Below are 21,865 nucleotides of genomic sequence, written 5' to 3'. Positions count from 1 at the left end.
GACCATGATCGACGAGCGAGACAAGCCCGAACCCCGCGAGCCGCGCGAGCCCCTCGAACGTCGCGGCCGTGGCGTGAGCCCGGGCCTCGGCATCGGCCCCGCCTACGTCGTCGATCGCCGCGAGGTCAACATCCCGCACACGCTGATCGAGCGCGACGACGTCGAGGAGGAGCTCAAGCGCTTCCGGGCCGCGCTGCGCGGGGCTCAAGATCAGCTCGAGGCGGTCAAGGGCCGCCTGCCCCAGGGCGAGCACCGCCAGATCCTCAAGGCCCAGCAGATGATGCTCCGCGACCCGGGGCTGATCCAGCGCACCGAGACGTGGATCCGCGAGGAGCTGATCGGCGCCGAGTGGGCGGTCAGCAAGACCGTCGACGAGATCCGGGCCAAGCTCGCCGAGGTCGGTGACGAGTACTTCCAGGCCCGCCAGTACGACGTCGCCTTCCTGGGCGAGCGGCTGATCACCACCTTGGGCGGCGAGGAGAAGGACGCGATCAACCCGCCCGCCGGCGCGGTGATCGTCGCCCACGACCTCAGCCCCGCCGACACCTCGCAGCTGTCCCAGGCCCAGGTCGCCGGGATCATCACCGAGGAGGGCGGGACCACCTCGCACACGGCGATCATCGCCCGCGCCCTGCGGATCCCCGCGGTCGTCGGCGTCGCGGATCTGCTCAGCGCCGTGGACACCGGCGACCTCGTGATCGTCGACGGCGTCCACGGCCTCGCCCACGTCCGCCCGACCCCCGAGCAGATCGCCGCGCTCGAGGTCGAGGTCGAGCGCTACGAGGCCTTCGAGCTCGAGATCGCCAAGGAGCACGCGCTCCCGGCCCAGACCGACGACGGCGAGAACATCCGCCTGCGCGCGAACCTGGCCCTCGACGACGAGAACGAGGTCGCGCGCGGCTTCGGGGCCGAGGGCGTGGGCCTGTATCGGACCGAGTTCATGTTCATGAACCGCGACGAGGCGCCCAGCGATGAGGAGCACTACCGCATGGCCAAGGCCCTGCTCCAGCGCTGGGCCCCGCACCCGGTCCGCGTGCGCACCTTCGACCTCGGCTCGGACAAGCAGTGCCGCTCCCTCGACATGGGCGAGGCCGAGCACAACCCCGCCATGGGCCTGCGGTCGATGCGCCTGGCCCTGCGCCGGCCCGAGCAATTTCTGGCTCAGCTGCGCGGGCTGCTGCGCGCGGGTCTGCACGGGCCGCTGCAGATCATGCTCCCCCTGGTCTCGGGCCTCGAGGAGCTCGCGGCCGGGCGCGCGGCGATCGACGAGGCCCGCGCCCAGCTGCGCGAGCTCGGCCTGCCCCACGCCGACGAGGTCAGCGTGGGCGTGATGATCGAGGTCCCCTCCGCGGCGATCACCGCCGACCTCATGGCCCGCCACGTCGACTTCATGAGCATCGGGACCAACGACCTGATCCAGTACACGCTGGCCATCGACCGCGACAACGACGAGGTCAACTACCTCTACGAGCCGCTCCACCCGGCGATCCTCCGGCTGATCAAGACGGTCTGTGACGCCGGCGACCGCCACCGCGTCCCCGTCTCGCTGTGCGGGGAGATGGCCGCGGACCCGCGCTACACCTGGGTGCTCGTCGGCCTCGGCCTGCGCGAGCTGTCGATGCAGGCCTCGGCGATCCCCGTGGTCAAGAACATCATCCGCGCCTCGACCCTCGACGAGATGGAGGCCCTGGCCGCGGCCGTGCTCGCCTGTGACACCGCCGCCGACGCCCGCCGCCTGGTCATTCAGGAGATGGGCGAGCGCTTCCCAGAGCACCTCCAGCACGCCGCCGGCGTCGACATCGACATCGAAGACGAGCCGATCTCCAGCGTCGGCCGGGTGGTGCGCGAATGAGCGACGACCGCTCGCAGCTGTGGCCCATGGCCCCGGGGCGGCTGTGGCTCGACGATCGCGGCCCGCAGCGCGGGGCCGGCGAGGTCCCGATCGTGCTCCTGCACTCGCTGCTGGTCACGGGCTGGGACTTTCGCCAGCTGGTCGCCCCCTGGCACGAGTCCGGCGCGCGCCGGGTGCTGATCCCCGACCTCTTCGGCTGCGGCAACTCCGACCGCCCGCCGCCCGCCGACACAGCCGGCTACGGCTTCGCGTGGCACGCCGAGCTCCTCGCCCGGCTGCTCGATCGCGTCGACATCGAAAGTGGCGAGTTCGACCTCGTCGGCCACGGCTATGGCGGGACGATTGCGATCGCCCTCGCCCATCGCCTGGCCCGCGCCGAGGCCGGCCACCGCGTCCGCCTGCGCCGGCTGATCCTCGTCGCCCCCCACGTGCTCCCCGTCGAGGCCCCGATCGCGCTGCCAGGTCCGCTCCCGACCCTGCGCCGGAGCTGGCGGTGGCTGGGCTTCTCGCCCCTGGTCCTGCGCACGGTGTTCCGCCGCGCCGACCTGCGCCGCTTCTTGCGGCGCTGCCTCGCCGACCCCGCGCTGCTCGAGCGCGAGCCCCTCGACCACGACGTCGACGTCTACTGGGATCGGCTGTGCCGCGACGGCGGGCTCGAGGCCGTGGAGGCCATGCTTCGGCAGATCGACGCGCTCCACGACGGCGCCCCGGCAGGCTCGCGGGCGCGCCTCTACGACATGATCCGCTCGCGCAACGAGCCGACCATGCTGGTGTGGGGAGACCGCGACGAGATTGTGCCTCCTGCGCAGGGGGATCGTGTCGCAACTTTGCTCCCTGACGCGCAGCTGCGAGTCCTCGAAGCTTGCGGGCACGCGCCCCAGCGAGAGCACCCAAAGTCACTTTTTCGCGCGATCGAAAGCTTCGATCGTCGCATGCGCTGACATACGAAAACGACAAAGAGGGGGGACGCTCCCGCTGACCGGTCCGGGCCTTCACGCTCCGACGCGCGACAGCGAGAGCCGCCCCCGCTTCGCTACAAAACGCGCGTGGAGGCCCGTTCACCGCGAGCACGAGCTTCTGCGCGTGGTCCATGCGTGTCGCCTCCGCTCAATCTCCCGAAAGACCTTTGCAAGATATTGGTCAGAGTAGCCGCAAGGTCTACGCAAGGCTTTCGCAAGAACTCCCATCAGCGCTCGAAAGTGCACTGAAAGATATTTGAAAGATACGCCCGCAATACTCGAACCCAGCTTCTCCCCCTGAAGCTGTGGCGAAAGCGTTCATCCCCATGTTCATCAAAACCAAAATAGTCACCCGAGCATCCTCCCTTGGGCTCCTCGCCCTGACCACCCTCGCCGGGTGTAGCGACGACGCCGGCAGCGACACGGACTCCGAGACCAGCGACACGGACTCCGACTCCGACACGACCGACGACGAGGTCGGGACCACTGACGGCGACACCGACTCCGACACCGAGGGCAGCGACACCGACACCGACACCGACACCGACACCGACGGCACCGACACCACGGACACCACGGACACCACGGACACCGGCACCGGGGCCTGCGAGGACGTCAGCGACTACCGCGAGGCGGTCGTCTGCGCGGCGCAGGCCTTCTACGACACCCTCGAGGCCGACCAGCAGGCGACCGTGCTGCTCGACTGGGACGACGCCGAGGCCAAGACCACCTGGTCGAACCTGCCCGGGGTCACCCGCAACGGCATCACCCTCGGCGATCTCAGCGACGAGAGCCGGGCCGCGGCGCTCTACATCGGTGAGGTCGCCCTGAGCGCTCAGGGCTACGAGGACTACGTCGGCACCCTCGCCGCCGACGACTACCTCGGCGAGCAGAGCGGCGGCGGCATGGGCGGCCTGACCTACTCCTCGGATACGTCGATCGTCGCGTTCATCGGTGAGCCCTCGACGACCGACGACTGGATGCTCCAGCTCGGCCAGCACCACATGGCCTACAACATCACCTTCACCAGCGCGGACACCACGGTCACGCCCAACCACGTGGCCTGCGAGCCCAAGAGCGAGTTCGAGGTCGGCGGCGAGTCCTACAGCCCGCTGCTCGACGAGGGTGAGACCATGTTCGCGCTCTTCGACGCCCTCGACGGCACCCAGCTCGAGGCGGCCTACCTCGACGGCCAGTCCTTCGGCGACGTGCTGCTCGGGCCGGTCGAGTACCAAAGCGGCAGCTACGACGCGGTCGCGTTCCCGACCGGCACCGAGCGCGAGGGTGTGCTCGTCTCGGCCCTCGACGCGGACCAGCAGGCCCTCGTCCAGGCGGCCATGGAGGCCTGGGTGCTCGACTACCCCGCCGAGATCTCCGACGCGCTGATGGCCGAGTACACCTCCGCGGACGCCTACGCCGACACCTACGTGGCCTGGGCCGGCGACGCCGAGGCCCCCGACCCCGACGTCAACGGCTGCTACGTGCGCATCGACGGCCCCGCGGTCTGGATCGAGCTCGCCGTCCAAAACGGCGTCGTGATCCAAGACGAGACCCACTACCACACCATGTTCCGAGACAAGACGCGGGACTACGGTGGGAGCCTGTAATCGCGGTCGGACACGCCGCGGCCCGCGGCTCGGGCCTGCCTTCGGGCGGGTCCGCGCCGCGGGGCTGTGGCTCTTTGCCTTCCTGCTACTCGTTGGCCTGGCCACGCCGGCGCAGGCCCACCCGGCCGCGACCAGCCTGATCCTCGTCGAGCGCGGGGCCAGCGAGACCCGCGTCGAGCTGCGCCTGCCGGTCGATCAGCTGCTCATGGCATTGCAGCACGGCGAGGTCGACGACCCGGCCGTGTGGTTCGCCGACAACGAGGCGCAGCTCCAGACCTACGTCGCCGAGCACGTCGCCTTGGCCAGCGAAGACGGGACGCAGTGGATCCTCGGCGCCCCAGCGCTGCGCCTCGAGTTCATCGACGAGCTCCCCCACATCGTGGCGAGGATGCGCGCGACGCCGCCCACCGGCGAGGTCGACGGCCCGATCCACCTGCGCAGCGACGCGATCGTCCACCGCGTGGTCAGCCACCGGCTGCTGGTCGTCCGCGGCCGCAACTTCGAGCAGGCCCGCTTCGCCGAGGAGTCCTTGCCGATCGGCATGCTGCACTACAAGAAGGACACCGTCGTCATCGAGGACGAGGGCGGCTCGTGGTGGCGCGGCTTCGTCGGCATGGTCGGCCTCGGCGCCGACCACATCGCCCACGGCAGCGATCACCTGCTGTTCATCCTCGCGCTGCTGCTCGCCGCCGTCGTCCGCCCCGTCGCGGGTCGCTGGGCTGGCGGGCGCCCGACCGGCGAGGGCCTGCGCGCCATCGCCTGGGTGGTCTCGGCCTTCACCATCGGCCACACGCTGACGCTGATCCTCGGCGTGACCGGGGTGGTCCGGCTGCCCTCGCAGCCCGTCGAGATCGCCATCGCCCTGACCTTGGTGGTCTCGGCGGCCCACGCCCTGCGCCCGATCTTTCCGCGCCACGAGGCGTGGATCGCCGCGGGCTTCGGGCTGATCCACGGCCTGGCCTTCGCGTCCGAGCTCGCCGACTTCGCCCCCGACAAGCTGTCCTTGGGCCTCGGCCTGGCTGGCTTCAACATCGGCATCGAGCTGGTTCAGCTGCTGATCGTGGTCGCGATCACCCCCTCGCTGCTGGTCTTGGCGAGGACCCCGGCGTATCGCTACCTCCGCATCGGCGGAGCCTCGATCGTCATCGTCGCGGCCACGGGCTGGCTGCTCGAGCGCGTCGGCCTCGACCTCGGCCTCGAGGCGGAGTTCAACACCCTCGACCAGGTCGCCCCCTGGGTCGTCCTCGGCCTGGCGATCGGCCTGGCCGTGCTCGCGGGGGTGCTCGGCAAGAAGCGGCGCCAGCTGCCCGCGACCGGCGTCGTCGCGACCTCGAGCGGCTCCGCCTGACGACACCCAGCCGCCCACGCAGGCGCACGAGGGGGCGGGCTTCATTCCGAGGCCCGCCCCCGGCTAATTTGCGAACGATCGAGCGCGGGTAAAACTCCCGAGCCTCGGCGAGTGCGCCCCCGTGCTCACGCGGCGCCGCGCTCCCGTGCTACACGTTCGCCATGGCTGAAGGCGACTACACCCCTCCGAAGGTCTGGACCTGGGACAAGAACAGCGGCGGACGCTTCGCCAACATCAACCGGCCGATCGCCGGCCCGACCCACGACAAAGACCTGCCCGTGGGCGAGCACCCGCTGCAGCTCTACTCGCTGGCCACGCCCAACGGCGTCAAGGTCACCTTGATGCTCGAGGAGCTGGTCGAGGCTGGCCACGCCGGGGCCGAGTACGACGCCTGGCCGATCCGCATCACCGAGGGCGACCAGTTCGGCTCCGGCTTCGTCGCCATCAACCCCAACTCCAAGATCCCCGCGCTCGTCGACCGCAGCGTCGACCCGCCCCAGCGCGTGTTCGAGTCCGGGTCGATCCTGCTCTACCTCGCCGAGAAGTTCTCGGCCTTCCTGCCCAGTGAGCCCGCGCAGCGGACCGAGGCGCTGAGCTGGCTGTTTTGGCAGATGGGCGCCGGGCCCTACCTGGGCGGCGGCTTCGGCCACTTCTACGCCTACGCCCCGGTCAAGCTCGAGTACGCCATCGACCGCTTCGCGATGGAGACCAAGCGCCAGCTCGACCTCCTCGATCGCCACCTCGCCGACAACCAGTTCATGGTCGGCGACAGCTACAGCATCGCCGACATGGCGATCTGGCCGTGGTACGGCGCCCTCGCCAAGGGCCTGCTCTACGAGGCCGGCGAGTTCCTGGCGACCCACGAGTACACCCACGTCAACCGCTGGGCCGCCGAGATCGCCAAGCGCCCGGCGGCCAAGCGCGGCGCCATGGTCAACCGGACCTGGGGCGACCCCAGCGGCCAGGTGCCCGAGCGCCACGGCCGCGAGGACTTCGCCGGCAAGGCCGTCGACCTCCCGCCCGAAAAAATCCGGCCATGACCCAAAAGCGCTTCATCAACGACGCCGACACGATCGTCGTCGAGGCCCTCGACGCCGTCGCCAGCCTGGCCGCCGACGAGCTCCTCCGCCTCGACGGCTACCCGCACATCAAGGTCGTGCTCCGCGAGCACCTCGACCCTGCCAAGGTCGCGGTGATCTCCGGGGGCGGTGCCGGCCACGAGCCGGCCCACGCCGGCTTCGTGGGCCGGGGCATGCTCAGCGCGGCGGTCAGCGGCGAGATCTTCGCCTCGCCCAGTGTCGAGGCCGTCTACGCCGGGATCATGGCCGCCACCGGCGACGCCGGCTGCCTGCTGGTGGTCAAGAACTACACCGGCGACCGGCTCAACTTCGGCCTCGCGGCCGAGCGGGCCCGGGCCGCGGGCAAGCGCGTCGAGACGGTGATCGTCGCCGACGACGTGGCGATCCCCGATGCCAGCCAGCCCCGCGGCGTGGCCGGGACGCTCTTCGTGCACAAGATCGCCGGCCACCTCGCCGAGCAGGGCGCGAGCCTCGAAGCCGTGGCCGCGGCCGCCCGCCGGGTGGCCGCCGAGGTGCGCTCTTTGGGCGTCAGCCTCGAGGGCTGCACGATCCCCGGGCGCCCCAGCGCCGCCCGCCTGGCCGACGACGAGGGCGAGCTCGGCCTGGGCATCCACGGCGAACCCGGCGTCGAGACCTTCACCTTGGCCTCCGTGCGCGAGCTCGTCGCGCTGATGGTCGAGCGCCTGCTGCCCACGCTCCCCGACCCCGCCAGCGACGCGCGCCCGCTCGTCGCCCTGCTCAACAACCTCGGCGCCGTACCGAGCATCGAGATGGCCGTGGTCGCCAGCGAGGTCCTGCGCTCGGCCCTCGGCCCGCGCCTGGCGCTGGTCATCGGCCCCGCCGCGCTGATGACCAGCCTCGACATGAACGGCTTCTCGCTCTCGCTGCTGCCCCTCGACGACGAGCGCCGCGCCGCGCTGACCGGGGCCTGCGAGGTCGTCGCCTGGCCCGAGGCCGTGCGCCCGCGCGCCGCCCCCAAGCTGCGAGCCCTGCCCGCCCTATCCGCGAGGGCAGCCCGAGTCAGCGCCTCTCCCTCGGCCGACCCGGGCCTGCGCGCCGCCCTGGTGACGATGCTCGACGCGCTGATCGCCGCCAAGGACGAGCTCGACGCCCTCGACGCCAAGATCGGTGACGGCGACACCGGCTCGACCATGGCCGGGGCCGCGCGGGCGATCCTCGCCGAGCTCGACGCCCTCCCCTTTGCCCAGCCCTCGGCGCTGCTCGCCAGCTTGGCCGAGCTGCTCGCCGAGGTCATGGGCGGGAGCTCCGGCGTGCTGCTCTCGATCTTCTGCACCGCCGCGGCCGAGGCCCTCGCCCGCGGCGAGGGCTGGATCCCCGCCCTGACCGCCGGCCTCGCCCGCGTGCGCGAGTACGGCGGGGCCAGCTTGGGCGACCGCACGATGATCGACGCCCTCGAGCCCGCCTTCGCGGCGCTCCGGGGATCGGGAGTCCTCGGCGAAGCTGCCTCGGCCGCCCGCGCCGGGGCCGAGCGGACGGCGAGCATGATGCGAGCGGGGGCCGGTCGCGCGGCCTACCTGACCGGCGAGCGCCTCGCGGGCGTCCCCGATCCAGGCGCCGTCGCCGTGGCCATCGCCTTCGAGGCGCTGGCACGCGAGCACAGCTGATGCGCTCGCAACCCGCGGGCTCGACCCTGCTCAAGCCCTGCGGACGACCTTGGCCATGGGCAGGGTCGCCCGCAGGCCGCCGCCAAGCTCCCCGAGCGCGCGCTCGGTGAAGCGCGCGACCGCGTCGTTACCCCGCACGCAGTGCGCGAACACGCCTCGACCTCGGGCCCAGATCGACGCGACCAGCTGGTGAAAGAGGCGAAATGCGATCCCCGAGCGCGCGTGCTCGGGCTTGATGCACAGCGTGCTGACCTCCTGAAACCCCGTCAGCCGCATGCGCTCACCGCCCATCGCGACCAGCTCATCGGCGCAGCGATAGCCGAGGTAGCGGCCCAGGTCGGCCGTGTGCGCGCGAAAGAAGAAGGGGTAGACCGCCTCCGCGAGCCCGAGCATGTCTGCGCGATCGGCCGCGCCGAGCTCGACCATCTGCGCGTCCGCTGACACCGCGGCGCTGCGGCCTTCACCCGTGAACTGCATGACCTCGAAGTCCCCGACCCGCTGCCAGTGGCTGGGGTCGAGACGCGGGATCTCACCCAGGAAGAACACAGTCTCCCCGACGGCCACCAGCTCCCTCGCCCCGCTCGCGTCCGCGTCCGCGTCCGCGACCGCGATGAAGGGCGCGTAGCTCGAAGGGTAGCGCGCGACCTCCCCCGCTCGTTCGGCCACCGAAGCGTGCGCCCCCTCCAAGCTCCACCATACGGGGTTGTCGAGCGCTTCCATGCTCAGGCCTCCACCACGCGCAGCGAGAGCTTGGCGGTGGGTTGGCGCTGGAGCGAACCGCCGACATCGAGGGTCCCCAAGCGCGGCTGAACCAGCAGGCGGTGGTCGGTGACCTTCTCTTGAAAGACGACCTTGTCATCGTCCACCCACGCGCAAGCCTGACGCGAGATCGAGAATTTCTCGAGCGTGGGCTCGGTGATCGCAATGATCCAATCCACGCCATGAGCACCGAGCGTCTCGCAGACCGCCTCGAGCTGCTCGCGGCGAAGCGCGTGCATGCGGTCGAAGGAGATCTTGACGATGGACCCGGTGTCACGCAGAACCGCCAGCCAGCGCCGCCCGAGCGCATCGGGCTCGAGCAGCCAGCGCGCGTGGGTCTCCACCCAGACCCGCGCGCTGAACCGCCGACTGGCCACGATCAACGACTCGAGCGCCGGATGGCGGGACGGCTCCCCTCCCCGCAGCGCGATGCCCCCGGGCATCTCTGGCAGCTGCGCGAGCGCTGCGCTCAGCGTCCGGGCGTCCAAGAAGAGCTCTGGCCGGGCCCGAAAGGTCTCCTCGAGGTCGTCCGTGGTCCGCAGCGTGGGCGAGTAACAGCCCGGACACTTGCGGTCACAGACGGAGGTGACCTCGACGATGAGGTCGGGAGAGAAGCGCTCGGCGAGAGGGCTAAAGCCCTCCCACCGACGAGACGGAGGACGAATCAGCGGGTCGCCATCGAACACGCGAGACAATATGAAGTATCAATCACCGCGCGCAATTAATACATACAGTGCCGTAGGACACATCATGTATCGCTGAATATCCCCTTCTCGTTCACGTCGCCCACTGGCGACACCGGGGCTCAGTAGATCGCACGCAGCCCGAGCACGTCCCCGCGACCGAACTTGCGGTTCGCCGACGTACACGGAGCCACCGAGGGCGCCATGGTCTGATAGCAGCCCGTGTGACCGAGCCCAAAGGTGTGACCCGCCTCGTGGGTGGCGACGGCTCGCAGCGAGAAGGCGCTCGAGCAGCCGCTGGGCACGGCGTTGGCCGCGTACCACGACATGCTGTTGCTGTAGCGCTGATCCGACTCCACGGCCTGGCCGCCCGAATACCAGGTGCAGGTCAGCCCGAGCACCCCCGAAGACAGCGACCCCCAGCCGACCACGTTGTTGCCGTCGTTGCTGGTGCAACCCGTCGAGCTCACGCCAGGCGCCTTGCTGGTCGTGCCCTGGTAGGCGTGCGTGGCCGAGACGGAGTCGCTCAGGCTGCAGGCGTTGCGCGAGCTCTGGATCCCCCCAAAGCCGTGCTTGAAGGCCGCGATCGCGTCGGCCTTGGTCACGCTCGACGGCCGGTTGGCGTCGCGGTAGCTCCACTTGAACTGGCTGCTCCAGCTGTAGCCCAGCAGGTTGTAGGCGCCGTCCGAGCACTTCGCCGAGCAGGCTGCCTCGCCCGCGGAGGCCTCGATACCGAAGTCGTTGTGATGCTCGAAGCGCAGCTCGCCGCCCTCGTTGTGCACGCTGACCAGCTCGGAGTTGCCGTCCTCGTAGAGGATCTCCATGGTCACCGACATCCCCTCCTCGGGGACCTGGACGTCGAAGCCGTCGAGCACCTCGATCACCCGCGGCGGCGCGTCTTCCAGGTCTTCGTCGAATTCCTGTTCGGCGAGCTCGAGGGCGAGATCGTCGGAAAATTCGCCCTGTTCGTCCTCTGCGAGACAACCGATGGTGAGGGAGAGGGGGAATGCGACTACAACGAGATTGCGATGAATCTTCATACCTGCCATGGCCTCGATGTTCAAACCATCATTCAAGTCTCCAGAAATGTCCATGTCAAACATGAAGAACATCGTCATTGATATAGTTTCGTATCGCCAAACGCGAAAGGTTCACAGCAAATCGCAAATATTGTCATATTCACCATCACCGCGACTGTGCAGCAAAACGACCCTCGCGGCCCTCGGTTTTGGACTGGACCTAGACCTGGCCTTTTGCCGCGCAAGGCCTCGCACACCCGATGATTCTGGCTGATCTGCGGACCAGTCGCTCGGACGCCACCCCCGCGTGGCAAAGCCCTCGACGCCCCCGCCGCCCGATGTGCTAGAAATGTAATTCGTGCCCACCCCCGAATTCATCGATGTCGACGGCGTGGACATCGAATACATGTTCCAGCCCGGGGCTGCCGGGCGGCCGGCGCTGATCTTCTTGCACGAGGGGCTTGGCAGCGCACGCCAATGGAAGGACTTCCCCTGGCGCGTGGCGCGATGTCTCGACGCCCCGGCCTTGGTCTACAGCCGCCGCGGCCACGGGGGCTCCTCCCCCATCTCCGCGCCGCGCAGCCCCGCGTTCATGCATGAGGAGGCCCACACGGCCCTCCCGCGCATGCTCGCGCGCCTCGGCGAGCGCCACCCCGCCCTCGCCGGCCCCCGCGTGCTCGTCGGGCACAGCGACGGAGCGAGCATCGCCCTGCTCTACGCGGCCTCCGAGCTCGACGCGGCGCTCACCTGCGTCGTGGCGATCGCACCACACGTATTCGTGGAGCCAGAGTCGATCACCGGCGTGCAGGAAGCGGTCCGCGCCTTCGCCGAGACCGACCTGCGCGACAAGCTCGGCAAGTATCACCGAGACCCCGCGCACACCTTCCGCGCGTGGTCCGACATCTGGCTCCACGAGGACTTCCGCGCCTGGAACATCGAGGCCGCCCTGGCGAAGATCTCCATGCCGATGCTGCTCATCCAGGGCAGCGCCGACGAGTACGGGACCATGGCACAGTGCAAAGCGATCGCCGCGGCCGTCGACGCCGAGGTCGACGTGCTCGAGCTCGGTGGCTGCGGCCACAACCCGCCCCGCGGCCGCCCCCAATCCACCCTCGACGCGATCGTCTCTTTCGTCGCGCGCCACCACTGACTTTGCCAACCTGCTCAATCAGCCAATCCACTCAGCCGGATCACCATCGACCAACATGATCGCACCGCCTCGTCCCTATCGCGCCGTCGACCACTTCATCGAACGTCACCTCCGCGAGGGCCGGGGGGATAAGATCGCCTATATCGACGAACGCGGGCAGACGAGCTACCGGGCCCTGGCCGAGAACGTGCGCCGGGCCGCGGGCGCCTTCGAGGCCGCGGGGGTCATGGCCGAGCAGCGGGTCGTGCTGTGCATGCGCGATACCGCCGACTTCGTGGCCTGCTTCTTTGGCGCCATGGCGATCGGCGCGGTCCCGGTCCCGGTCAACACCCTGCTGACCGCCGCCGAGATCCGCTTCATGCTCGCCGACAGCCGCGCCCGCGCCGTGGTCGTGTCCGCGGCGCTGTGGGAGCGCGTCGGCCCGGCGACGCGCGACCAGGCCCTGCTCCACCAGGTCTTCGTCAACGACACCGACGAGCCCCCCGCCGGCACGGCCAGCCTGCGCGCAGCCATGGCCGCGGCCTCGCCGGAGCCCAGGACGCTCTATCCGAGCGCCTCCGACGAGCCGGGCTTTTGGCTGTACTCCTCGGGCTCGACCGGCCAGCCCAAGGGCGTCGTGCACACGGCCAGCGATCTCGAGACCACGGCCCGGCTCTTTGGTGAGGGCATCTTGGGGATCTGTGAGGACGACCTGGTGCTCTCGGCGGCCAAGCTCTTCTTTGCCTACGGCCTGGGCAACGCCATGAGCTTCCCGCTCCACGTCGGCGCGACCACGGTGCTCCACGCCGGCCACCCCACGCCCCAGGGCATGGCCGAGCGCTTCGCCGAGCACGAGATCACCTTGTTCTTCGGCGTGCCCACGCTCTACGCCACGATGCTCGCCTCTCCGCCGCTCCAGGCCGACTCCCTGCGCCTGTGCGTGAGCGCCGGCGAGGCCCTGGTCGGCGACCTGCTCGAGCGCTGGCGGGCGCGCCACGGCGTCGACATCATCGACGGCCTGGGGTCCACGGAGATGCTGCACATCTTCTTGTCCAACCGCCCCGGCGACGTCACCCCAGGCGCCACCGGCCTGCCGGTGCCCGGCTACGAGGTCAAGCTCGTCGACGAGCACGGCCAGACGATCACGGCGGCCGACGAGGTCGGCGAGCTGTGGGTCGAGGGCCCGACGATCCCCACCTGCTACTGGAACCAGCGCGCCAAGAGCCTGGCGACCTTCGTGGGCACGTGGGCGCGGACCGGCGACAAGTACGTCCGCGACGCGAACGGGCGCTACCGCTACGCCGGCCGCGCCGACGACATGCTCAAGGTCGGCGGCATCTGGGTCTCGCCCTTCGAGATCGAGGCCGCGCTCGCCTCCCACCCCGAGGTCCTCGAGGCCGCGGTCATCGGCCAGCAAAACGAGGCCGGGCTGATCAAGCCCAAGGCCTTCGTGGTCCTCGCCGCGGGCAAGACCGGCGACGACGCCATGCGGGCGACCCTCAAGGCCCACTGCAAGGCTCAGCTCGCGCCCTACAAGTACCCGCGGTGGTTCGACTTCGTCGACGAGCTACCCAAGACCGCGACCGGCAAGGTCCAGCGCTTCAAGCTGCGCGAGGGCTGAGCCGAGAGCGCCCAGCTCCCGCCCCAAGTCCAGCCGAAGCTCAGCCGACCAGCTTGGCGAAGGTGTGCACGAAGGCCGCGATCCCACCCTTGGCCTGCTTCCAGTCGAAGCGCTCGTTGGGCGCGTGGTAGCCGTGCTCGGGCAGGCTCAGCGGCAGGAAGTGCACGGGCACGCCGAGCAGCTGGGCCATCATCGGCACCGCGCCGATCGAGCCGCCCTCGCGGACCAGGGCCGGCTGCTTGCCAAAGCCCTCGCGCATGCCGTGGACGATGGCCGCGTGCACCGGGCCCTCGATCGCCCCGCGGTAGGGCACGAAGCTACCCAGGCGGGTGAGCTCGACGTCGGGGTTGAAGTTGTGCACGAAGGCCGAGAGCCGCTCCCACAGGCGCTCGGGGGTCTGGTCGGGGACCAGGCGGAAGCTGAACTTGAGCTCGGCCTCGGGGGGCACCGTGCTCTTGACGCCCTTGCCCTGGTAGCCGCCGGCCAGGCCGTGGACCTCGAAGGTCGGCCGCGCCCACAAGTTGAGCATCATCTCGATGGGCACGTCGGTGGCCAGCTTCTCGAGGTCGTGGGCCGCGCGGAAGTAGTCGATGTCGAAGCCCGAGCGGCCGTAGCTCTCGATCTCCTCGGCGCTGGGCTCACGCACGTCGAGGCGCCAAAAGCCCGCGCGCTCGATGGCCGCGGCCAGGGCCGCGAGCTCGCGCAGGGGGTTGCGGGCGCCTCCGCCGGTCAGCCCCGAGTGGGTCTCCTTGTTGCCGGTGCGCAGCCGGGCCGTGGCGAACATGCCCCCGCGCAGGCCCGTGGAGATCGCCGGCTGGGCGGCGCTCGGCCAGATGGTGTCGGAGACGATCACGCAGTCCCCAGACAGCAGCTCCTTGCGGGCCTCGAGCACGTCGCCGAGGTTGGGGCTGCCGATCTCCTCCTCGGTCTCCCACAGGCAGATGATCTCGATGGGCAGGTCGTGCTTGGCGACCCAGCTCGCGGCCCGCAGCCCGCACAGGGCCGGGCCCTTGTCGTCGGTCGTCCCGCGGCCGAGGTAGAGGAACTCGCGCTCGGCGTCCTCGCGGACCTCGAAGCGAAAGGGGTCGTCCTGCGCCCACTTGCTCGCGTCGGCCGGCTGGACGTCGTAGTGGTTGTAGATCACCACCCGCGCCTTGGGCTGCGGGTGCGCGAAGCGGGCGATCAACGCCGGCGTGCCCCCGCTGGGCACGACCTCGACCTCCGCGCCGCTGTCCGCGATGACCCCCCGCGCGACCTCGACACCGGCGAGGATCGCCGCGTCGTCTTCCATGCCCGGGCTGACCGTGGGCTGCTCGACCAGGGTCCGCAGGGCGCTGCGAAACCATGGCTCGGAGTCATTCAGGAAGGTGGGTAGGTCAGCGAGAACGTCACTCATGAATGCAATACCGCAATATGGATAGCAGATTCTCCCGATAGCGTCGATTTCGACATGCGAATCATGCGCATATGCATCGTCGCCATCTGCATGATCGCATAGAGGCTTGGGAACGCGCGCATCTTGCACATTGGCAATTGAAAAAGGCCGCCCCGAAAGGCGGCCTCTGCGGCGCTGGCTGAACCTCGCTCAGGCGGCCTTCGCGGCCTCGAGCTGGGCGTCGAGCCACGCGCGGCGGTCCTTGAGCTTGACCACCTCGGCGTCGTCGATCGGCGCCGAAGCCCGCTTCTCGAGTTCCTCGTCGATGGTCGCCAGCTCCTCGCGAACGGCGGCGACGTCGACCTCCCAGGAGCGCTGCACGCGGCTGGTCAGCAAAGTGACGGTGCCATCCCCCGAGATCTCGAGGAAGCCGGTGCCCACGGCGAGGCGCCGATCCTCACCCTCGAAGCGGAAGCGGACGACGCCAGGGACCACCGGGGTGAGGAAGGGGATGTGGCCCGGACGCACGCCCATCTCGCCGAGGGCGGCGGGCAGGTCCACGGCCTCGACCGGGATTGTCGAGATCGAGCGCTCGGGCGAGCCCCCCTCGACGAGGCGCAAGTCCACGCGACCGTTCGGGGTCAGGATGTCGAGGTTGAGATACTCGGCCATGATCGGGGCTCCAGTTCAGGCTCAGCTGGCCTTCTTGGCCTCTTCCTCGAGCAGGCGCTTGTGGTGGGCGACGACCTCGTCGATGCCACCCTTCATGTAGAAGCACTGCTCGGGGACGTCGTCGTGCTTGCCCTCGAGGATCTCCTCGAAGGAGGTGATCGTCTGCTCGAGGGTGAGCTGGCGGCCGTCGGCGCCGGTGAACACCTTGGCGACGTCGAAGGGCTGGCTGAGGAACTTCTGAATCTTGCGCGCGCGCGCGACCAGCAGCTTGTCCTCCTCGGACAGCTCGTCCATGCCGAGGATCTTGATGATGTCCTGGAGCTCCTTGTACTTCTGGAGGATCCGCTGGACCTCGCGGGCGACGCCGTAGTGGCGGTCGCCGACGATCTCGGGGGTCAAGATGGTGCTCGAGGAGTCGAGCGGGTCGACGGCCGGGTAGATGCCGATCTCGGTCAGCGCGCGGTTGAGCACCGTGGTCGCGTCGAGGTGGGCAAAGGTCGTCGCCGGGGCCGGGTCGGTGAGGTCGTCGGCGGGGACGTAGATGGCCTGCACCGAGGTGACCGAGCCCTTCGTGGTCGTGGTGATCCGCTCCTGGAGGGCGCCCATCTCCGTGGACAGCGTGGGCTGGTAACCGACGGCGCTGGGGATGCGGCCGAGGAGCGCCGACACCTCGGAGCCCGCCTGGGTGAAGCGGAAGATGTTGTCGACGAAGAGCATCACGTCCTGGCCCATCTCGTCGCGGAAGTACTCCGCCTGGGTCAGGGCCGAGAGCGCCACGCGAGCGCGGGCGCCGGGCGGCTCGTTCATCTGGCCGTAGACCAGGGCGACCTTGGAGTCCTCGCAGCGGATCTCCTTGACCTCGCGGGTGTCCTCGTCCCAGTCGGCGCTGATGACCCCGGACTCCATCATCTCGAAGTAGAGGTCGTTGCCCTCGCGGGTGCGCTCGCCGACGCCGGCGAACACGGAGAAACCACCGTGGGTCTTACCGACGTTGTTGATCAGCTCCTGAAGCAGCACGGTCTTGCCGACGCCGGCGCCGCCGAACAGACCGATCTTGCCACCACGGCGGTAAGGCGCGAGCAGGTCGATGACCTTGATGCCGGTCACGAAGGGCTCGACCTTGACGCTCTGCTCGACGAAGGCCGGGGCCTTGCGGTGGATCGGGCGGAACTCGGTCGACCCGATCGGACCCTGCTCGTCGACCGGCTCACCGATGACGTTCATGATCCGGCCGAGCACAGACTTGCCCACGGGCATCATGATCGGCTTGCCGGTGTCCTTGACCTTCATGCCGCGGACGAGGCCGTCGGTGGTGTCCATGGAGATCGCACGGACGGTGCGCTCACCCAGGTGCATGGCGACCTCGGCGACGAGGTTGTCGGGCTGGTCGCTGATCGAGGGGTTGGTGACGGTCAGCGCGTTGTTGACCTCGGGCAGCTCGCCCTCGAACTCGACGTCGATGACCGGGCCGATGACCTGGGTGACGACGCCGACGCGGACGGGGCCGTCCTGGGTCTTGGCGGGGGCAGCCGCCGGGCTCGCCGCGGCGCCGGCCGGGGGCTTGAGCGGGCTGGAGAGCGGCGGCGAAAACAGGGACTTCTTCTCGTCGGACATGGCGGAGTCTCGTGGAGGGAGGAAAGACGTTTTGGGCTCAGCCCTTGAGGGCCTCGGAGCCGCCAATGATCTCCATCAGCTCGGTGGTGATGGCAGCCTGGCGTTCGCGGTTGTACTGCAAGGTGAGCTCGCCGATGAGCTCGGAGGCGTTGTCGGTCGCCGAGTCCATGGCCGAGCGGCGCGCGGCGACTTCGGCGGCGACAGAGTTGTAGAGCGCCTGCTGGATCGCCGTCTCGACGGCGACCGGGAGCAGGTGATCGAGGAGCGCCGTGGTGTCGGGCTCGAAGGCCCGGATGGCGTGGCTGACGGCCGGGCGCGCGGGATCGGGGATCCCGTCGCCGTCGGCGTCGATCGGCGCGGGCACCGGCACCGGCAGCAGGATGTCGTTGAACACCTCTTGGGTGATCACGTTGCGGAAGTAGTTGAAGATGATCCGGACCTCGCCCACGTGGTGGTCCGAGGGCACGTCACCGATGCCGTCGCCGTCGACGTCGACCAGCTCCCAGTGGCCCTGGAAGAGCGCCTGGACCTCGGCTGCGACGGCCTTGGCGATGTCGACGATCTCGTCGGGCTTGCCGGGGGCCGCGTGGTGGCTGAGGCTCTTGACCTTGTAGGTCTTGAGGTAGTCGCGGCCCTTGCGGCCGACGGTGATGATCTCGACCTCGCGCTCCTGCTCGAGCAGGGCCTTGATCGTGCGCTCGGCCTCGCGGTTGACGGCGCTGTTGAAGCCACCGCACAGGCCGCGGTCGGCCGTGACGATGACCACCGCCACCGCCGAGCGCGAGCCCTTGGAGAGCAGCGGGTGCAGGTCCTCGGGCTCCTCGAACTCGTTGAGGATCTCCCCGACGATGCCCGCCATGCGGGTGCCGTACTCGCGGGCCGCCTCCATGGCGTTTTGAGCACGCCGCAGGCGCGCCGCGGCGATGCGGCTCATCGCCGAGGTGATCTTCCGGGTGTTCTTGACCGCCCCGATGCGGTTGCGGATTTCCTTGAGGTTGGCCATGGCAGGGGATCCCTGGGCTCAGCGCAGGAGGCTCAGCCCACCTTCTTGTCGGTCGGGGGCTTCCACTGACCCTTGAACTTATCGATCGCGGCGGCCAGCTCCTCGTCGGCCTTGACCATGTCGGGCTTCTTCTTGGCCTTGCGGATGTCCTCGAGCAGCGCGGAGCGCTCGGCCTTCATCCACTTGTGAAGGTCGGCCTCGAAGGCGCGGACGTGGCGAAGCTCCACGTCGTCAGTGTAGCCCTTGGTGCCGGCGAACACCGTGATCACCTGGAGGGCCACGTCGAGGGGCTGGTACTGCGACTGCTTGAGCAGCTCGACCAGACGCTGGCCACGCTCGAGGTCGGCGCGGGTGGCAGCGTCGAGGTCGGAGGCGAACTGGGCGAAGGCCTCGAGCTCGCGGAACTGGGCCAAGGTGGTCCGCAACGGACCAGCGTGGCGCTTCATCATCGGAATCTGGGCCGAGCCCCCCACGCGCGAGACCGAGAGGCCGACGTTGATCGCCGGGCGGACGCCGCGGTGGAAGAGGTCCGACTCGAGGAAGATCTGCCCGTCGGTGATCGAGATGACGTTGGTCGGGATGTAGGCCGAGACGTCGCCAGCCTGGGTCTCGATGATCGGCAGGGCCGTCAGCGAGCCGCCGCCCTCCTTGTCGGACAGCTTGCAGGCGCGCTCGAGCAGGCGGCTGTGCAGGTAGAACACGTCGCCGGGGTATGCCTCGCGACCCGGCGGGCGGCGCAGCAGCAGCGAGAGCTGACGGTAGGCGACGGCCTGCTTGGAGAGGTCGTCGTAGATCAGCAGGGCGTGGCCGCCGTTGTGCAGGAAGTGCTCGCCGATGGTGACGCCGGTGTAGGGCGCGAGGAACTGGAGCGGCGCGGACTCGGAGCTGCCAGCGGCGACGACGATGGTGTACTCCATCGCGCCCTCGCGGCGCAGACGCTCGACCACCGAGGCGACCGTCGACTGCTTTTGGCCGATCGCCACGTAGACGCAGACCATGTTCTGGCCCTTTTGGTTGATGATCGCGTCGATCGCGATGGCGGTCTTGCCGGTCTGGCGGTCGCCGATGATCAGCTCGCGCTGGCCACGGCCGATCGGGACCATCGAGTCGATGGCCTTGAGGCCGGTGAGCATGGGCTCGTGGACCGACTTGCGCGAGATGATGCCGGGGGCCTTGACCTCGACGGGGCGCCGGAGCTCGGTCTCGATCGGGCCCTGGCCGTCGACCGGCTCACCGAGGGCGTTGACCACACGGCCGAGCATCGCGTCACCAACGGGGACCGACATGATCGTCCCGCTGCGCTTGACGATGTCGCCTTCCTTGATGAGGTGGTCGTTGCCGAGCAGGGCGACGCCGACGTTGCCCTCCTCGAGGTTGAGGACCATGCCGCGAACCCCGTGGGGGAAGTCGAGCATCTCGCCGGCCATGGCCTTGGACAGACCGTAGACGCGGGCGATGCCGTCACCCACCGTCAGCACGGTGCCGGTCTCCTCGACCGAGGTCGAGGTGTCGTGGCCCTGGATCTGCTCACGGATGATGCGGCTGATTTCGTCGGCTCGGATTTCCATGTCTCGAAAACCTGTCGTTGCTTGAAGAGAAGCGGGAGGGAGAGAAGTTTCAGCTACGCAGCGAGCTGCGCAGGCGGTCGAGGGAGGTCCGCACGCTGCGGTCCAGGGTGTAGCTGCCCACGTGGGCCACGAGGCCACCGATGAGCTCGGGGTCGACCTCGGTGTCGAGCATGACCTGCTTGCCGGTGGCCTTCTCGAGCGCGCCCTTGATGCGGGCGGTCGCGGCCGGGTCGAGGGCCGAGGCGGTCTGGACCGTGGCCCGGATGCGCCCGGCGGCCTCGTCGGCGAGGTCGCGGAAGTGCAGGTAAATCTGTTCGGTGCCGCTGATGCGGCCACGCTCGAGCACGAGCTCGAAGAACTTGCCGACCGTCGGATCCGCGCCGATGCGCTGGAGCACGGCGTGAAGGATGGCGCGACGGTTGGCGAGGGTGTGGTGACCCGCGGCCAGGACCTTGATCAGGTCGTTCTCACCCGAGGGGTCGCTGGGGTCGTGGGTCTTGCAGGCCCGAGTGAAGTCCTCGAGGTTCTGCAGGAACTTGTCGCGCTGGCCGGCGCCGCTGGCGAGGCCGAGCAGGGCGCGAGCGTAGCGCTTGGCGAGGCTGCCGCTGATCATCCTAGTTCACCCCCTCGGCGCTGGCGCCAAGCTCGGTGTTGGTGACCTCGTCGACCCAGGCGTCGACGAGGCGACGCTGGTCGGCGGGGCCGAAGCTCGAGCGGATCGCGGCCTCTGCCCGGGCCACCGCCTGCTCGACGATCTCGTTCTCGAGCTCGGCGCGGCGGATGGCCGCCTCGCGCTCGCCAGCCCGGAGCGCGGCCTGGCGGATCTTCTCGGCCTGCTCCTTGGCCTCGGCCAGGATCTGCGCGCGCTCGGCCTGGGCGGAGCGCTCCGCCTCGGCCTTGATGTCGGCGATCTCGGCGTCGAGGGCGTCGAGCTTGGCCTCGTACTCCTTGACCAGGGCCTCGGCCTCGGCGCGGGCCGAGGTCGCGCGCTCGAGCTCGAGGCGGATGGCGTCGCTGGCCTCGGCGTTGCTGCGGCGCAGGTTCTTGAACAACAACTTGTTGAGCAGGAGCATCAACAAGAAGAAGTTGAAGAGCATGACCAGGTAGCCGGTCTTGCCGTCGTCGCCGGCGCCGCCCAGGAAGCCGTCGCCGATCCACTTGAAGCCGCCGCCTCCGTGGCCGCCGTCGTGACCGGCCCCGTGCTCGCCGCCGTGCCCCTCGGGGCTGGCCAGCGCCAGCGCGGGGACGATCCACGCGCCCAGGGAGACCACCAGGGCAGCGCTCAGGCGCGTGTGAAGTCGCGTCCAGATGTTCATGCGGACCTCCCGAGCACTTGCTGGGTGATGTCGGTGGCGAGGGCGTCGACCCGATCGCCGAGCTGCGCCCGCGCGGCCTCGACCTCGCTGGCGACCTTGGCCTTGGCCTCGTCGAGGGCGGTGGTCGCTTCGCGTCGCGCGACGCTGACGATCTCCGTCTCCTCGGCCTCGGCCTCGCGGCGGCTGTCCGAGCGCAGGCTCATCGCCGCGTCGCGGGCCTTGGCCAGGCGCTCGGCGTAGTCCGCGGCTCGCTCATCTGCAGCCGCCCGCAGCAGGACGGCCTCCTCGTGAGCCCCGCCGATGCGCGCCGCACGACGGTCGCGCACCTCGAGCCAAGGCTTGAAGAGCAGGTAATTGAGGACGAGCATCAGGAGCAGAAAGATCGCTGCCTGAAGAAAGACCGTGTTGTCGATGTCGACAACCGGAACCTCGAGGGCGAGGAGAGGTAGCAAGGTGGGCATGGTGTCCCTTGGCCCTGAGCCCGCCTGCGGGCGAAGGCGGCGAGCAGGTAGCATGGTGGGGTTTCCGCGTCAACGGTGCGCAAGCGCCCAAAAACGCCAAGAAATGCCGGTTTGAGCTGGTCGAGCGCTACCGCAAATTCGGCGGCCGGAGATCGCCGACCTCCAGCGCCCCCTG

19 protein-coding genes are annotated in these 21,865 nt (G+C 69.5%); 8 read left to right on the top strand and 11 right to left on the bottom strand.

Translation table 11 applies throughout. The features are described 5' to 3' along the window. Positions 1–4: 4 nt before the first annotated feature. From ptsP to G6O69_RS19870, 6 genes are all read left to right on the top strand, one after another. Entirely contained in the window at positions 5–1,852 is a 1,848-nt protein-coding gene (gene ptsP, locus G6O69_RS19895) for a phosphoenolpyruvate--protein phosphotransferase (protein WP_172305102.1), read from the top strand. Further along, positions 1,849–2,793, top strand: a complete 945-nt coding sequence (locus G6O69_RS19890) for an alpha/beta hydrolase (protein ID WP_172305101.1) — start codon at positions 1,849–1,851, stop codon at positions 2,791–2,793. The genes ptsP and G6O69_RS19890 overlap by 4 nt, the downstream gene beginning before the upstream one ends. Before the next feature lie 344 nt (positions 2,794–3,137). Further along, complete coding sequence (locus G6O69_RS19885; protein WP_172305100.1) at positions 3,138–4,418, top strand: DUF3500 domain-containing protein; 1,281 nt, start codon at positions 3,138–3,140, stop codon at positions 4,416–4,418. Further along, complete coding sequence (locus tag G6O69_RS42265) at positions 4,405–5,766, top strand: HupE/UreJ family protein (RefSeq protein WP_172305099.1); 1,362 nt, start codon at positions 4,405–4,407, stop codon at positions 5,764–5,766. The genes G6O69_RS19885 and G6O69_RS42265 overlap by 14 nt, the downstream gene beginning before the upstream one ends. A gap of 161 nt (positions 5,767–5,927) precedes the next feature. Beyond that, entirely contained in the window at positions 5,928–6,806 is an 879-nt protein-coding gene (gene yghU, locus G6O69_RS19875) for a glutathione-dependent disulfide-bond oxidoreductase (RefSeq protein ID WP_172305098.1), read from the top strand. Beyond that, positions 6,803–8,470 (top strand): dihydroxyacetone kinase subunit DhaK, encoded by a 1,668-nt coding sequence (locus G6O69_RS19870; RefSeq protein ID WP_172305097.1) that lies wholly within the window; start codon positions 6,803–6,805, stop codon positions 8,468–8,470. Before yghU ends, G6O69_RS19870 begins: the two co-directional genes overlap by 4 nt. A gap of 30 nt (positions 8,471–8,500) precedes the next feature. Here the strand turns inward: G6O69_RS19870 and G6O69_RS19865 are convergent, their stop codons facing one another. From G6O69_RS19865 to G6O69_RS19855, 3 genes are all read right to left on the bottom strand, one after another. Next, positions 8,501–9,190, bottom strand: coding sequence for a GNAT family N-acetyltransferase (locus G6O69_RS19865; RefSeq protein WP_172305096.1), 690 nt, complete (start codon positions 9,188–9,190; stop codon positions 8,501–8,503). A 2-nt stretch (positions 9,191–9,192) separates the two neighbouring features. Continuing rightward, positions 9,193–9,915: a hypothetical protein gene (locus tag G6O69_RS19860; protein WP_172305095.1), complete on the bottom strand. Its 723-nt coding sequence runs from the start codon at positions 9,913–9,915 to the stop codon at positions 9,193–9,195. A 119-nt stretch (positions 9,916–10,034) separates the two neighbouring features. Next, entirely contained in the window at positions 10,035–11,024 is a 990-nt protein-coding gene (locus G6O69_RS19855; RefSeq protein WP_172305094.1) for a matrixin family metalloprotease, read from the bottom strand. Between the two features lie 265 nt (positions 11,025–11,289). Here G6O69_RS19855 and G6O69_RS19850 point away from each other — a divergent pair, with 265 nt between their 5' ends. Together G6O69_RS19850 and G6O69_RS19845 are read left to right on the top strand one after the other, a co-directional pair. Then, positions 11,290–12,081 (top strand): alpha/beta hydrolase, encoded by a 792-nt coding sequence (locus tag G6O69_RS19850; RefSeq protein WP_172305093.1) that lies wholly within the window; start codon positions 11,290–11,292, stop codon positions 12,079–12,081. A 55-nt stretch (positions 12,082–12,136) separates the two neighbouring features. Continuing rightward, on the top strand, positions 12,137–13,681 hold the full coding sequence (locus tag G6O69_RS19845; protein WP_172305092.1) for a benzoate-CoA ligase family protein: 1,545 nt from the start codon (positions 12,137–12,139) through the stop codon (positions 13,679–13,681). Positions 13,682–13,721: 40 nt separating this feature from the next. Here the strand turns inward: G6O69_RS19845 and G6O69_RS19840 are convergent, their stop codons facing one another. The 8 genes from G6O69_RS19840 to G6O69_RS19805 all read right to left on the bottom strand — a co-directional run bounded on the left by G6O69_RS19840 (position 13,722) and on the right by G6O69_RS19805 (position 21,690). Further along, positions 13,722–15,077, bottom strand: a complete 1,356-nt coding sequence (locus G6O69_RS19840; protein ID WP_172305091.1) for a M20/M25/M40 family metallo-hydrolase — start codon at positions 15,075–15,077, stop codon at positions 13,722–13,724. A gap of 189 nt (positions 15,078–15,266) precedes the next feature. Continuing rightward, positions 15,267–15,728, bottom strand: a complete 462-nt coding sequence (locus G6O69_RS19835; protein ID WP_172305090.1) for a F0F1 ATP synthase subunit epsilon — start codon at positions 15,726–15,728, stop codon at positions 15,267–15,269. A gap of 21 nt (positions 15,729–15,749) precedes the next feature. Beyond that, positions 15,750–17,342, bottom strand: coding sequence for a F0F1 ATP synthase subunit beta (gene atpD / locus G6O69_RS19830; protein WP_172305089.1), 1,593 nt, complete (start codon positions 17,340–17,342; stop codon positions 15,750–15,752). A 37-nt stretch (positions 17,343–17,379) separates the two neighbouring features. Continuing rightward, a complete protein-coding gene (gene atpG, locus G6O69_RS19825; RefSeq protein WP_172305088.1) occupies positions 17,380–18,345 on the bottom strand; it encodes an ATP synthase F1 subunit gamma in 966 nt (321 codons plus the stop codon). A gap of 32 nt (positions 18,346–18,377) precedes the next feature. Then, on the bottom strand, positions 18,378–19,913 hold the full coding sequence (gene atpA, locus G6O69_RS19820; RefSeq protein WP_172305087.1) for a F0F1 ATP synthase subunit alpha: 1,536 nt from the start codon (positions 19,911–19,913) through the stop codon (positions 18,378–18,380). A gap of 49 nt (positions 19,914–19,962) precedes the next feature. Further along, a complete protein-coding gene (atpH, locus tag G6O69_RS19815; protein ID WP_172305086.1) occupies positions 19,963–20,526 on the bottom strand; it encodes an ATP synthase F1 subunit delta in 564 nt (187 codons plus the stop codon). Position 20,527: 1 nt separating this feature from the next. Beyond that, positions 20,528–21,229 carry an ATP synthase F0 subunit B gene (locus tag G6O69_RS19810; RefSeq protein ID WP_172305085.1) on the bottom strand — a complete coding sequence of 234 codons (702 nt, stop codon included), beginning with the start codon at positions 21,227–21,229 and terminating at the stop codon, positions 20,528–20,530. After that, entirely contained in the window at positions 21,226–21,690 is a 465-nt protein-coding gene (locus tag G6O69_RS19805; protein ID WP_172305084.1) for a hypothetical protein, read from the bottom strand. Before G6O69_RS19805 ends, G6O69_RS19810 begins: the two co-directional genes overlap by 4 nt. Between the last annotated feature and the right edge of the window lie 175 nt (positions 21,691–21,865).

This window comes from Pseudenhygromyxa sp. WMMC2535, assembly GCF_011083025.2.
Note: the sequence above shows the minus strand (reverse complement) of the source record. Positions and strands in the feature narration are given on the sequence as shown.